Source organism: Streptomyces sparsogenes (genome assembly GCF_001704635.1).
Taxonomy (GTDB): domain Bacteria; phylum Actinomycetota; class Actinomycetes; order Streptomycetales; family Streptomycetaceae; genus Streptomyces; species Streptomyces sparsogenes.
The window spans coordinates 18,901-31,092 of sequence record NZ_MAXF01000043.1; the positions used below are offsets into that span (position 1 = coordinate 18,901).

Below are 12,192 nucleotides of genomic sequence, written 5' to 3' on the forward strand. Positions count from 1 at the left end.
GGAATCGCATATGACGCAAGGATCCTCGCAGCCGGATCGGACAGCGGGCCCGCACCGGGTCGTCGTGATCGTCGACGAGAACTCCAACCCCTTCGAGCTCGGCTGCGCGACCGAGGTCTTCGGCCTGCGCAGGCCCGAGATCGGCCGCGACCTCTACGACTTCCGGCTGTGCTCGCCCGACCCCCGCACCCTGATGCGAGACGGCTTCTTCACGCTCACCGGGGTCGCCGAGCTGGACGCGGCCGACACGGCGGACACCCTGATCGTCCCCAACCGGCCCGATGTGGAGGTGGCCCGCCGCCCCGCCGTGCTGGCCGCGGTGCGGCGGGCGCACCGGCGCGGTGCGCGGCTGGTGGGCTTCTGCAGCGGCGCCTTCACGCTCGCCGAGGCCGGGGTCCTCGACGGCCGCCGGGCCACCGCGCACTGGCAGTGGGCCGGCTCCTTCCGGGCCCGCTTCCCGTCCGTCCGGCTCGAAGAGGACGTGCTGTTCGTGGACGACGGCGACATCCTCACCGCCGCGGGGAGCGCGGCCGCGCTCGATCTCGGGCTGCACATCGTCCGCCGTGACCACGGCGCGGAAGTGGCCAACTCGGTCAGCCGCCGGCTGGTCTTCGCGGCGCACCGGGACGGCGGTCAGCGGCAGTTCATCGAACGCCCGGTGCCCGACCTCCCGGACGAGTCCCTGGCCCCCGTCCTGGCCTGGGCCCAGGAGCGGCTCGACGCGCCGCTCACCGTGTCCGACCTCGCGGCGCGCGCCGCGGTCAGCCCGGCGACGCTGCACCGCCGCTTCCGTACGCAGCTGGGCACGACACCGCTGGCCTGGCTCACGGGGGAGCGGCTCGCGCTGGCCTGCCGGCTGATCGAGCGGGACGAGTCGCGCTTCGAGGTGGTCGCGCGCCACAGCGGGCTCGGCACCGCCGCCAACCTGCGCGCGCTCATGCGGCGCGAGACCGGCCTCACCCCGTCCGCGTACCGCCGCCGCTTCGGGCCCTGAGAGCGTCACGCCCTGAGAGCCTCACACCCCTCACACCCCTGAGAACCTCACGCCCTGAGAGCGTCACCGCCTGAGAGCCTCGCCCCCTGAGAGCGTCACACCGTCCCGAGCGCCCCCACCCGCGCCACCGAGACCGCCGTCTTGCCGCACACCCAGTGCGGATCCGGGCCCAACTCCGGCTCCACGTCCAGCGCGTGCAGATCGCCGCCCTCGGTGCACACCGGGCACAGCGGCCACCGCCCGTACCGCTCGAGCAGGGCGTCCTGGACGTCCTGGGCGACCAGGCCGGCCAGGTACGCGGCGCCCTCCGGCCACTGCTCGACCCACCATCGCCGGTGCGCGATGGAGTCCTCCACGAGCGAGACGATGTCCGCCTGGGCGACCTCCCCCGCCGCGAGGTCCGCGAGTACGAGCGCCCGTGCCGCGTGCAGTGCCTGTTCGAGCTTCATGGGACCCATTGTCACCTTTGACCACACCGAGCGCGCGTCGGTGAGCCCGCGGCGGGCCCCTTGACGGCCCCCTGGCGCCGAAAATACCTTTCAGTAGTGAGTAGCAAGCTGAAGGAAACTTTCAATACGCCCGAAGCCACTCCGCCCGCCCCCGCCGCCCTCGCGGCCAAGGTCCGTACCCTCGCGCCCTCGATGACCCGCTCCATGCAGCGCGTCGCCGAGGCCGTGGCAGGGGATCCGGCCGGCTGTGCCGCGCTCACCGTCACCGGGCTCGCCGAGCGCACCGGCACCAGCGAGGCCACCGTGGTCCGCACCTCTCGGCTGCTCGGCTACCCCGGCTACCGCGATCTGCGCCTCGCGCTCGCCGCGCTCGCCGCCCAGCAGGCGGCCGGCCGCGCCCCGGCGGTCACCGCCGACATCGCGGTCGACGACCCCATCGCCGACGTCGTCACCAAGCTCGCCCAGGAAGAGCAGCAGTGCCTGGCCGACACCGCCGCCGGGTTGGACACCGCCCAGCTCGAAGCCGCCGTCGCCGCGCTCGCCGCCGCCCGCCGGATCGACGTCTACGGCGTCGGCGCCTCCAGCCTGGTCGGCCAGGACCTGGTCCAGAAGCTGCTGCGTATCGGGCTGATAGCCCACGCGCACGCCGATCCGCACCTCGCCGTCACCAACGCCGTGCAGCTGCACTCCGGGGACGTCGCCCTCGCGATCACCCACTCGGGCCGCACCACCGACGTCATCGAGCCCCTGCGCGTGGCCTTCGAGCACGGCGCCACCACCGTCGCGATCACCGGCCGCCCCGACGGCGAGGTCGCGCAGTACGCGGATCTGGTGCTCACCACCTCCACCGCCCGGGAGAGCGAGCTGCGCCCGGCGGCGATGTCCAGCCGCACGAGTCAACTTCTCGTCGTGGATTGCCTCTTCATAGGTGTGGCGCAGCGTACGTACGAGGCGGCGGCGCCCGCGCTGGCCGCCTCGTACGAAGCTCTCGCCCACCGGCATGACCCCCGGCCCGGACCCCGCTGACCGAGCGCCGACCGAGTCGGGACACACCCCCGTTGAACCCCGTACCGGAAAGAGCCGCTTCGCCATGACTTCCGCCGCTGACCAGGAACAGCTGCGCGCCCAGCTGGACACGCTCACCACCGAGGCGTTCCGCCCCGAGCTCGCCGAGATCGACCGACTGGCGACCCTCGAGATCGCCCGCGTCATGAACGGCGAGGACGCGGCCGTGCCCGCGGCCGTCGCCACCCAGCTCCCCCGGATCGCCGCCGCGATCGACGGCATCGCCGAGCGCATGGCCCGCGGCGGCCGGCTCGTCTACGCGGGCGCGGGCACCGCCGGGCGGCTCGGCGTGCTCGACGCCAGCGAGTGCCCGCCCACCTTCAACACCGCCCCCGGCCAGGTCGTCGGCCTGATCGCGGGCGGGCCCGCCGCCATGGTGACCTCCGCCGAGGGCGCCGAGGACAGCAAGGAACTGGCCGCCGCCGACCTCGACGCGCTCGGCGTCGGCCCGGACGACTCCGTCGTCGGCATCTCCGCCTCCGGCCGCACCCCGTACGCGGTCGGCGCCGTCGAGCACGCCCGCCGGCTCGGCGCGCTCACCGTCGGGCTGTCCTGCAACACGGGCTCCGCGCTCGCGGCGGCCGCCGAGCACGGAATCGAGGTGGTGGTCGGGCCCGAGCTGCTCACCGGCTCCACCCGGCTCAAGGCGGGCACGGCCCAGAAGATCGTGCTCAACATGATCTCGACCATCACCATGATCAAGCTGGGCAAGACCTACGGGAATCTGATGGTCGACGTGCGCGCCTCGAACGAGAAGCTGCGCGCCCGCTCGCGCCGCATCGTCTCCCTGGCCACCGGCGCCCCCGACCCGCAGATCGAGGCCGCGCTGGCGGCCAGCGACGGCGAGACGAAGCACGCCATCCTGGCCATCCTCGGCCAGGTGGACGCCGCCACCGCAGCCCGGCTGCTGAGCGAGTCGGACGGCCATCTGCGGGCCGCCCTGGAGGCCGCGCAGGGGTAGCCCTCGGGCGCTGAAACGCCGTCGGGGCGGCACCCTGGGAGAGGGTGCCGCCCCGACGTACCCGATGTATCGGGCGGAACAGCCAATCGACTCGAGCAGTCGATCAGAAGTCCATGTCACCGCCCGGCATGCCGCCCGGAGCGCCCGCCGCGGCGGCCTTCTCCGGCTTGTCGGCGATGACGGCCTCGGTGGTCAGGAACAGCGCGGCGATCGACGCGGCGTTCTGCAGCGCGGAGCGCGTGACCTTGGCCGGGTCGATGATGCCCTCGGCGATCAGGTCGACGTACTCGCCGGTCGCGGCGTTCAGGCCGTGGCCCGGGGTCAGGTTGCGCACCTTCTCCACCACGACGCCGCCCTCGAGGCCGGCGTTGACCGCGATCTGCTTCAGCGGGGCCTCGAGCGCCAGGCGCACGGCCTGGGCGCCGGTGGCCTCGTCGCCGTCCAGCTCCAGCTTCTCGAAGACCGAGACGGTCTGCAGCAGGGCCACGCCACCACCGGCGACGATGCCCTCCTCCACGGCGGCCTTGGCGTTGCGCACCGCGTCCTCGATGCGGTGCTTGCGCTCCTTCAGCTCGACCTCGGTGGCGGCACCGGCCTTGATGACGGCCACGCCGCCGGCCAGCTTGGCCAGGCGCTCCTGGAGCTTCTCGCGGTCGTAGTCCGAGTCCGAGGACTCGATCTCGGCGCGGATCTGGTTGACGCGGCCCTGCACCTGGTCGGTGTCGCCGGCGCCGTCCACGATGGTGGTCTCGTCCTTGGTGACGGTGACCTTGCGGGCGCGGCCGAGCAGGTCGATGCCGGCGTTCTCCAGCTTGAGGCCGACCTCCTCGGAGATGACGGTGCCACCGGTGAGGATGGCGATGTCGCCGAGCATGGCCTTGCGGCGGTCACCGAAGCCCGGGGCCTTGACGGCGACGGACTTGAAGGTGCCGCGGATCTTGTTGACGACCAGGGTCGCCAGGGCCTCGCCCTCGATGTCCTCGGCGATGATCAGCAGCGGCTTGCCCGACTGCATGACCTTCTCCAGCAGCGGCAGGAGGTCCTTCACGCTGCTGATCTTCGAGTTGACGATCAGGATGTACGGGTCGTCGAGCGACGCCTCCATACGCTCCATGTCGGTGGCGAAGTACGGGGAGATGTAGCCCTTGTCGAAGCGCATGCCCTCGGTGAGCTCGAGCTCGAGCCCGAAGGTCTGCGACTCCTCGACGGTGATGACACCTTCCTTGCCGACCTTGTCCATCGCCTCGGCGATGAGCTCGCCGATCTGGGTGTCGGCGGCGGAGATGGAGGCGGTGGAGGCGATCTGCTCCTTGGTCTCCACGTCCTTGGCCTGCTCGAGCAGCTGGGCGGAGACGGCCTCGACGGCCTTCTCGATGCCGCGCTTCAGGGCCATCGGGTTGGCGCCGGCGGCGACGTTGCGCAGGCCCTCGCGGACCAGCGCCTGGGCGAGGACGGTCGCGGTCGTCGTGCCGTCACCGGCGACGTCGTCCGTCTTCTTCGCGACCTCCTTGACCAGCTCGGCGCCGATCTTCTCGTACGCGTCCTCGAGTTCGATCTCCTTGGCGATGGACACACCATCGTTGGTGATCGTGGGGGCGCCCCACTTCTTCTCGAGGACGACGTTGCGGCCCTTGGGGCCGAGGGTGACCTTGACGGCGTCGGCGAGCTGGTTCATCCCGCGCTCGAGGCCGCGCCGCGCCTCCTCGTCGAACGCGATGATCTTGGCCATGTGAAGTGGTCCTCCCAAGACGGGGTGGATTGCTCCGGACCGCGCCTGGCGCCCGCGACGGACGGTCTGCCTGCCCCGCGGTTCCTTGCCCCGCACGGCCTGACGGACCTCACCGACCCGATCCTTCTGTCACTCTCACTCTCAGAGTGCTAACGCCAATGATTAGCACTCGACCCCCGAGAGTGCAAGCGCCCGAAGGGCGTCCGTGGGGGGTGGTGGTCGGGCGACGGGTGGGCGCAAGCGTGGGGCGGGTGACAGTGGGGGACAAGGTGGTCGTAAGTGATCGTCAGCGCTCATGCCAAAGGGCCCGTGCCCCGGGAGGGTACGGGCCCTTTGAACGGTCCAGTCAGCTGCCTCGCGTCGGCGCTTCAGCCAACAGCCACGCGGACCATGTCCGCCTGCGGCCCCTTCTGGCCCTGCGAGATCTCGAACTCGACCCGCTGGCCTTCCTCGAGGGTGCGGTACCCGTCCATCTGGATCGCGCTGTAGTGGACGAACACGTCCGCACCACCGTCGACCGCGATGAAGCCGTACCCCTTCTCCGCGTTGAACCACTTGACGGTGCCCTGAGCCATTCCTAACTCCCCTATTGCTGGCCCTTGCGCAGGACCGCACTCCGCGGACCCGGGTCAGACCTCACCCCCCGAGTCGAGGGGGGTGTGCGCCGGAACGCGTCGACCGCCGCTGAATGTATCTGTCCCACTGCCCTCTGCAACAGGTCAATCGGACGAGAATTCTGGCGAGGGTCGATCGGTAATAAGTGGCGAATTCCCGTGAATTCAGGGCAACCCGGGCCGGACATAGGGGATCAACCCGACAATTCGTACGCGCACTCAGCGCACAAGTTGACGAGTTCTCATATGCGGTCGGCGCCGAAGCCGACCGAAGCAGATGGGGATCGCTTCAACTGTATCGCGATTCAACACACGGAATCGCCTCGTCCGTTTCTATCAGGACGAGGCGATTCCGTTTATGCCGGGGGTGGGGTTCCCGGGTGGGACGCGGCGTACGACCGGGTCAGCAGCCGCCCGCGACCGCCGGGATGATCGAGATCCCGGCACCGTCGGGCGTCGCGGTCTCCAGGCCGTCGGCGAAGCGCACGTCATCGTCGTTGACGTAGACGTTCACGAACCGGCGCAGCTTGCCGGTGTCGTCCAGCACCCGGGCCGCGATGCCCTGGTGGTTGCGGTCCAGGTCGGAGAGGACCTCGGCGAGGGTCGCCCCCTCGGCGCTGACCTCCGCCTGACCGCCGGTGTAGGTGCGGAGGATGGTCGGGATCCGGACATTGACGCTCATGAGGGTTTCACCTTCTCGTGGGAAGTGCGGCGGGAAGCGAGGGACGAAATCAAGCCAGACCGGCGTCGCGGAACGCGTCGAGGCTGGGTCGGATCACCGCCGTGGGCCCGCTCGTCGGGGCGACCGCGTCGAGCGTCTTGAGGCCGTCGCCCGTGTTGAGCACGACGGTGGTGAGGGTGGGGTCCAGCACCCCGTTCTCGAGCAGCTTCCTCGTCACGCCCAGGGTCACCCCGCCCGCGGTCTCCGCGAAGATCCCCTCCGTACGGGCCAGCAGCTTGATCGCGTCGACGACCTGCTCGTCGTTCACGTCCTCCACCGCCCCGCCCGTGCGGCGCGCGATGTCCAGCACATACGGCCCGTCCGCCGGGTTGCCGATGGCCAGCGACTTGGCGATGGTGTTCGGCTTCTGCGGGCGCACCACGTCGTGGCCGGCCTTGAAGGCGGTGGAGACCGGGGAGCAGCCCTCGGCCTGGGCGCCGAAGATCTTGTACGGCTTGTCCTCGACCAGGCCCAGCTCGATCAGCTCCTTCAGCCCCTTGTCGATCTTCGTGAGCTGCGAGCCGGACGCGATCGGGATGACGAGCTGGTCCGGCAGCCGCCAGCCGAGCTGTTCGCAGATCTCGTACGCGAGGGTCTTGGACCCCTCCGCGTAGTACGGGCGCAGGTTGACGTTGACGAAGCCCCAACCCTCGCCCGCCGGGTCGCCGATCAGCTCGCTGCAGAAGCGGTTGACGTCGTCGTACGTGCCCTCGATGGCGACCAGGTCGCCGCCGTAGACCGCGGCCATGACGACCTTGCCCTGCTCCAGGTCGTGCGGGATGAAGGTGCACGAGCGCAGCCCGGCGCGGGCGGCCGCGGCGCCGACCGCGCCCGCGAGGTTGCCGGTGGAGGAGCAGGAGAGGGTGGTGAAGCCGAAGGCGCGGGCGGCCTCGACGGCCTGGGCGACGACGCGGTCCTTGAAGGAGTGCGTCGGGTTCCCGGAGTCGTCCTTGATGTGCAGCTCGCCGGTCACGCCCAGCTCTCGGGCGAGGTTGTCGGCCTTGACCAGCTTGGTGAAGCCGGGGTTCAGATTGGGCTTGTCGGCCACGTCCGCCGGGACGGGCAGCAGCGGGGCGTAGCGCCAGATGTTGTTCGGGCCGGCCTCGATCCGCCGGCGCAGCCCCTCCGGGTCGCCGGTCGGCAGGTCATACGCGACCTCGAGCGGTCCGAAACACTCCGCGCAGGCGAAAATGGGACCGAGGGGGAAGCGTTCCCCGCACTCACGACAGGACAGCGCGACGGCGGGGCCCAGCGAGACGGAGGATCCGGCGGCAGCGGCGGAGTCGGCGGGACCGGAAGAAGTGGTTGAGCTTTCGACAGCTTGCACAGCCATGGATGGCGAGGCCCTTTCTCCTCATCTTCCTCGCGACGCATCTCGTCGCGAGCCGGAATTGGCACCTTCCCTAGCCGGGGCCCCGCTTCGATGAGAATCAGGACCGGCTGGAGGGTTGCCGGGGCTTCAACGGGCCGTTCCCTCTGCCCCTCTGGATGAGCGGTATGGCGCCGGACCCGGCCCGGCGCGTTTGTCGCACTCGACCCCCGACATATGGCGGTCACGTGCGTTGTTCAAGACTGTAACCGAAGGCGTGGATGGTTGAGATAGTCGTCCGAAGCGCGAGATGGATCACAGTCCGCCGTACTCGCGGGCACAGCAGGAGCACAACAGGGAGGCAGGGACGTGCTGGAAGAGGTGGAGCGCTGGCTGAAGGAGCGGTCCTGGTCGGCCGACGACCGTCCGCTCGACCTCCTGCTGGCCGCGAAGCGCGCCACGGGCAGGACCGTGAGCGTCGTCCTGCCCGCCCTCGACGAGGAGGCGACCGTCGGCGAGATCGCCGCCACCATCCACCGCGAACTGATGAGCGAGGCCGCGCCCCTGGTCGACGAGCTGGTGGTGCTGGACTCCGGATCCACCGACCGCACCGCCGAGGTCGCCGCGGCCGCCGGCGCGCGGGTCGTCCACCGCGACTCCCTGCTGCCCGAGCTGCCGGCGCTGCCGGGGAAGGGCGAGGTGCTGTGGCGCTCGCTGCTGGCCACCAGCGGGGACATCATCTGCTTCATCGACGCCGACCTGCGGGAGTTCGACGCGCGCTTCGTCTCCGGGATCGTCGGCCCGCTGCTGACCGAGTCGGACGTGCACCTCGTCAAGGGCATGTACGACCGGCCGCTCGGCGGCGGACAGGGCCCGCTCGCCCCCGGCGCGGCCGCGGCCCAGGGCGGCCGGGTCACCGAGCTGGTCGCCCGGCCGCTGCTCAATCTGCACTGGCCCCAGCTGGCCGGATTCGTACAGCCGCTCGGCGGCGAGTACGCGGCGCGCCGCTCCCTGCTGGAGCGGCTGCCCTTCCCGGTCGGGTACGGGGTGGAGCTCGCCCTGCTCATCGACTCGCTGCACACGGTCGGGCTCGACGCGCTCGCCCAGGTCGACATCGGCGTGCGCAAGCACCGGCACCAGGACGCGCAGGCGCTCGGCCGCATGGCGGCCACGATCTACCGCACGGCCCAGCTGCGGCTGGCCCGCGGCCATCTGGTGCGGCCGCGGCTGACCCAGTTCGACCGGGGGGAGAGCGGTTTCGTGCCCCGGACGAGCGCGGTGGACACGGAGGAGCGGCCGCCGATGATCGAGATCCCGGAGTACGTGGAGCGACGCGCGGCCTGACGCGCGCGGGCCCCGTCACCTGAGGCCTGGCGCGCCCGGCCCGGTCGCCTACTACGTGGCGCGCCGGCCGCCTGCTGCCGGGGCGCGCGGCCCCCCTGCCCCCTACCACCCGGCCCCGTCGCCTGCGTGCCGGCGCTCCCGGCCCGTCGGCCGACCGCCGACGGGGGCAAGAAACCGCACGCACGTTTGCGCACGGCGCCGGGTGGCTAGGCTCGCGACATGGCCTCCGAGCACAGTGCACAGGTCCTCGTCGCGTCCAACCGCGGCCCGGTCTCGTACACCCTGCGGGAGGGCGGTTCGCTCGACGCCAAGCGCGGCGGCGGCGGGCTGGTCTCCGGCCTCAGCGCCATAGGCCCGGACACCGACGCGGTATGGGTCTGCGCGGCGCTGGGCGACGGCGACCGCGAGGCCGCCCGGCGGGCCGGGCCCGGGCACCTGGACCCCGGGGACACCGGCGGGCAGCGGGTGCGGATGCTCGACATCGCGCCCGAGGTCTTCGACGCCGCGTACAACGGCATCGCGAACTCGGTGCTGTGGTTCGTCCACCACCTGCTCTACCAGACCCCCCTGGAGCCGGCGTTCGGCGCGGAGTTCCGCGACCAGTGGGCCGCCTACCAGGCGTACAACACGGCCTTCGCCGACGCGCTCGCGCAGGAGGCTGCCGAGGGCGCCGCCGTGCTGGTCCAGGACTACCACCTGGCGCTGGTGCCCGCCATGCTCCGCGAGCGCCGCCCCGACCTGCGGATCGGCCACTTCTCCCACACCCCCTGGGCGCCGCCGGACTACTACCGGCTGCTGCCGGACGACGTCGCGGCGAGCGTGCTGCGCGGCATCCTGGGCGGCGACCGCGCCGCGTTCCTCACCGAGCGCTGGGCCCTCGCCTTCGCCGACTGCGCCGCGGCCGTGCTCGGCGCGGAGGTGGTGCGGGACGGCGCCCGGCTGTCCGTGCGCTTCGAAGGGCGCGAGACCCGGCTGGGCGTCCACGGCCTCGGCGCGGACGCGGACTTCCTGCGGCAGCGGTCGCGCGCGGCGGACGTCGACGAGCGGCTCACCGCCCTGCGCGCGCAGATCGGCCCCGGCCGCAAGTCCATCGTCCGGGTGGACCGCACGGAGCTGTCCAAGAACATCGTCCGCGGGCTGCTGGCCTACCGACGGCTCCTGGAAACCCACCCCGAGTGGCGCGAGCGCGTGGTCCACGTCGCCTTCGCCTACCCCTCCCGCCAGGACCTGGCCGTCTACCGCGACTACACGGAGCAGGTGCGGCGGGTCGCCGGCGAGATCAACGCCGAGTACGGCACGGACGGCTGGCAGCCGGTCGCCCTCCACGTCAAAGACGACTTCGCCCGGTCGCTCGCGGCCTACCGCCTCGCCGACGTGGCCCTCGTCAACCCCATCCGGGACGGCATGAACCTCGTCGCCAAGGAGGTCCCGGTGGTCTCCGAGCGCGGCTGCGCGCTGGTGCTCTCCCGCGAAGCGGGCGCGTACGCGGAACTGGGCGCCGACGCGCTCGTGGTCAACCCGTACGACATCGAAGCGACGGCCCGGGCCCTCCACGACGCCCTCTCCATGCCCGACGGCGAACGGGCCGAGCGCACCAAACGCCTCGCGGCCGCCGCGACCGCGCTGCCGCCCGCGCAGTGGTTCCTGGCGCAGCTGCGCGAACTGACGACGACGCCGTAACCCCCCGGGGCGGGGCGGGCGCGCCGCGCCAGGTCCCGCCCGGCGCGGGCGGGCGGTGCCTTGCGCGGGCGGGCCCGCCGTCAGTCCCCGAGGGCCTCGGCCAGGGCGGTCAGGAGGTCGACCACGCCCGTGGGGCCCGCGACCACCAGGTCGGCTCGTTCGGCCAGTTCGGTGACCTCGCTGCTGCCGCTGCACACCAGGACGCCGGGCACGCCCCGCGACCTGAGCTGCTCCACCGCGGCGAAGGCGGCCAGGTCACCCAGGTCGTCGCCCGCGTACAGCACCGCTCCGGCCCCGGTCTGCCGGACGTACTCGGTGAGGGCGACGCCCTTGTCCATGCCCGGCGGCCGCAGTTCGAGCACGAGGCGGCCAGGCTCGACGATCAGCCCGTGCCGCTCGGCGAGCAGGCGAAGCGGCTCGCGCAGCGCCTCGAAGGCGCCCTGCGGGTCGGCGGCGCGGCGGGTGTGGACGGCGACGGCGCGCCCCTTCTCCTCCACGGTGGCGCCCTGCACGTCGCCGACCGCCGCGAGCACGTCCGGCAGTTCGGCCCGGACCGCCGCGACGCCCGGGTGCGGGGGCGGGGTGGCGACCTCGCCGTCGGCGGCGTCCCAGCGCTCGGCGCCGTAGTGGCCGAGGACCAGGAGGCGGTCGAGGCCCGCCGCCTCGGCGAAGCCGCCGTACTCCACGGCGAGGGCGGCCGGCCGGCCGGTGATCACCGCGACGGAGCACAGCCGTGGGGCGAGGCGGGAGAGCGCGGGCACGGCCCCGGGGTGGGCGCGCGCCTGGTCGGGGTCGGGGACGATGTCGGCCAGGGTCCCGTCGAAGTCGAAGGCGAAGACGGCCTCCCCGGGCCGCTGGAGGATCGCCGCCAGGCCCTCACGGCCGGCTGCTGTCGTGGGTACGGGAAGAGGGTGGCTGCCCATGCGGCCGACCCTATCGCCGTGGGGTGAACTGCGGGCAACGGGCACCGTCGCGGCGCCACGGCGGCCGCGTCCGCGGCGCCACGGCTCCCGCGTCAGCGGCGTCCGCGGCGTGCTTCGCGCAGGCGGCGGAGGCGGTTGACGGTCACCGGGTCGTGGGCCAGGGCCCGGGGATCGTCCAGGAGGGCGTTCAGGAGCTGGTAGTAGCGGGTCGGCGAGATGCCGAGCCGCTCCCGTATCGCGCGCTCCTTCGCGCCGGGCCCCGGCCAGCCGCGCCGCTCCACGGCGAGCACGGCCCGGTCCCGCTCGGACAGGCCGCCCCCGGCGGGCTCCCCGGCCCCGCCGCTGGGTGCGCCGCCCCGCTCGTCCGCGCGCTCGTCGCGCTCGCCTCGCTCGCCGGACACCA

General features: G+C 72.4%; 12 protein-coding genes and 1 riboswitch. Of the genes, 5 read left to right on the plus strand and 7 right to left on the minus strand.

The window, feature by feature from the left end; genetic code table 11:
- Positions 1-10: 10 nt before the first annotated feature.
- Positions 11-994 carry a GlxA family transcriptional regulator gene (locus BBH68_RS10410; protein ID WP_065961001.1) on the plus strand — a complete coding sequence of 328 codons (984 nt, stop codon included), beginning with the start codon at positions 11-13 and terminating at the stop codon, positions 992-994.
- A 95-nt stretch (positions 995-1,089) separates the two neighbouring features.
- Here BBH68_RS10410 and BBH68_RS10415 read toward each other — a convergent pair whose 3' ends face one another.
- Positions 1,090-1,443 carry a hypothetical protein gene (locus BBH68_RS10415; RefSeq protein WP_079150909.1) on the minus strand — a complete coding sequence of 118 codons (354 nt, stop codon included), beginning with the start codon at positions 1,441-1,443 and terminating at the stop codon, positions 1,090-1,092.
- A gap of 96 nt (positions 1,444-1,539) precedes the next feature.
- Between BBH68_RS10415 and BBH68_RS10420 the strand changes: the two genes are divergently transcribed.
- Together BBH68_RS10420 and murQ are read left to right on the plus strand one after the other, a co-directional pair.
- A complete protein-coding gene (locus BBH68_RS10420) occupies positions 1,540-2,469 on the plus strand; it encodes a MurR/RpiR family transcriptional regulator (protein ID WP_065961008.1) in 930 nt (309 codons plus the stop codon).
- A gap of 64 nt (positions 2,470-2,533) precedes the next feature.
- The gene (gene murQ / locus BBH68_RS10425; protein ID WP_065961009.1) at positions 2,534-3,469 is read left to right on the plus strand and encodes an N-acetylmuramic acid 6-phosphate etherase; all 936 of its coding nucleotides are present in this window, start codon (positions 2,534-2,536) and stop codon (positions 3,467-3,469) included.
- A 103-nt stretch (positions 3,470-3,572) separates the two neighbouring features.
- Here murQ and groL read toward each other — a convergent pair whose 3' ends face one another.
- The 4 genes from groL to thrC form a co-directional block, all read right to left on the minus strand.
- Complete coding sequence (gene groL, locus BBH68_RS10430) at positions 3,573-5,198, minus strand: chaperonin GroEL (RefSeq protein WP_065961011.1); 1,626 nt, start codon at positions 5,196-5,198, stop codon at positions 3,573-3,575.
- 368 nt (positions 5,199-5,566) lie between these two features.
- The gene (locus BBH68_RS10435; RefSeq protein WP_009716982.1) at positions 5,567-5,773 is read right to left on the minus strand and encodes a cold-shock protein; all 207 of its coding nucleotides are present in this window, start codon (positions 5,771-5,773) and stop codon (positions 5,567-5,569) included.
- Positions 5,774-6,215: 442 nt separating this feature from the next.
- Entirely contained in the window at positions 6,216-6,494 is a 279-nt protein-coding gene (locus tag BBH68_RS10440; RefSeq protein ID WP_065961012.1) for a MoaD/ThiS family protein, read from the minus strand.
- Between the two features lie 49 nt (positions 6,495-6,543).
- Positions 6,544-7,866, minus strand: coding sequence for a threonine synthase (gene thrC / locus BBH68_RS10445; RefSeq protein WP_065961015.1), 1,323 nt, complete (start codon positions 7,864-7,866; stop codon positions 6,544-6,546).
- Between the two features lie 18 nt (positions 7,867-7,884).
- A riboswitch (SAM riboswitch) is annotated at positions 7,885-8,028 on the minus strand.
- 183 nt (positions 8,029-8,211) lie between these two features.
- Between thrC and BBH68_RS10450 the strand changes: the two genes are divergently transcribed.
- Together BBH68_RS10450 and BBH68_RS10455 are read left to right on the plus strand one after the other, a co-directional pair.
- On the plus strand, positions 8,212-9,186 hold the full coding sequence (locus tag BBH68_RS10450; protein WP_065961016.1) for a glucosyl-3-phosphoglycerate synthase: 975 nt from the start codon (positions 8,212-8,214) through the stop codon (positions 9,184-9,186).
- 219 nt (positions 9,187-9,405) lie between these two features.
- Positions 9,406-10,866, plus strand: a complete 1,461-nt coding sequence (locus BBH68_RS10455) for an alpha,alpha-trehalose-phosphate synthase (UDP-forming) (protein ID WP_065961018.1) — start codon at positions 9,406-9,408, stop codon at positions 10,864-10,866.
- Positions 10,867-10,946: 80 nt separating this feature from the next.
- On the opposite strand, the gene otsB is transcribed toward BBH68_RS10455, so the two are convergent.
- Entirely contained in the window at positions 10,947-11,789 is an 843-nt protein-coding gene (otsB, locus tag BBH68_RS10460) for a trehalose-phosphatase (protein ID WP_065961020.1), read from the minus strand.
- Positions 11,790-11,881: 92 nt separating this feature from the next.
- A complete protein-coding gene (locus tag BBH68_RS10465; RefSeq protein WP_425428803.1) occupies positions 11,882-12,190 on the minus strand; it encodes a DUF3263 domain-containing protein in 309 nt (102 codons plus the stop codon).
- Between the last annotated feature and the right edge of the window lie 2 nt (positions 12,191-12,192).

Excerpts from the sequence above, each read along its gene's own strand:
- BBH68_RS10415 (WP_079150909.1), bottom strand. The coding sequence starts at position 1,443 with ATGAAGCTCGAACAGGCACTGCACGCGGCACGGGCGCTCGTACTCGCG.
- BBH68_RS10440 (WP_065961012.1), bottom strand. The coding sequence starts at position 6,494 with ATGAGCGTCAATGTCCGGATCCCGACCATCCTCCGCACCTACACCGGC.
- BBH68_RS10435 (WP_009716982.1), bottom strand. The coding sequence starts at position 5,773 with ATGGCTCAGGGCACCGTCAAGTGGTTCAACGCGGAGAAGGGGTACGGC.
- thrC (WP_065961015.1), bottom strand. The coding sequence starts at position 7,866 with ATGGCTGTGCAAGCTGTCGAAAGCTCAACCACTTCTTCCGGTCCCGCC.
- otsB (WP_065961020.1), bottom strand. The coding sequence starts at position 11,789 with ATGGGCAGCCACCCTCTTCCCGTACCCACGACAGCAGCCGGCCGTGAG.
- BBH68_RS10410 (WP_065961001.1), top strand. The coding sequence starts at position 11 with ATGACGCAAGGATCCTCGCAGCCGGATCGGACAGCGGGCCCGCACCGG.
- groL (WP_065961011.1), bottom strand. The coding sequence starts at position 5,198 with ATGGCCAAGATCATCGCGTTCGACGAGGAGGCGCGGCGCGGCCTCGAG.
- murQ (WP_065961009.1), top strand. The coding sequence starts at position 2,534 with ATGACTTCCGCCGCTGACCAGGAACAGCTGCGCGCCCAGCTGGACACG.
- BBH68_RS10455 (WP_065961018.1), top strand. The coding sequence starts at position 9,406 with ATGGCCTCCGAGCACAGTGCACAGGTCCTCGTCGCGTCCAACCGCGGC.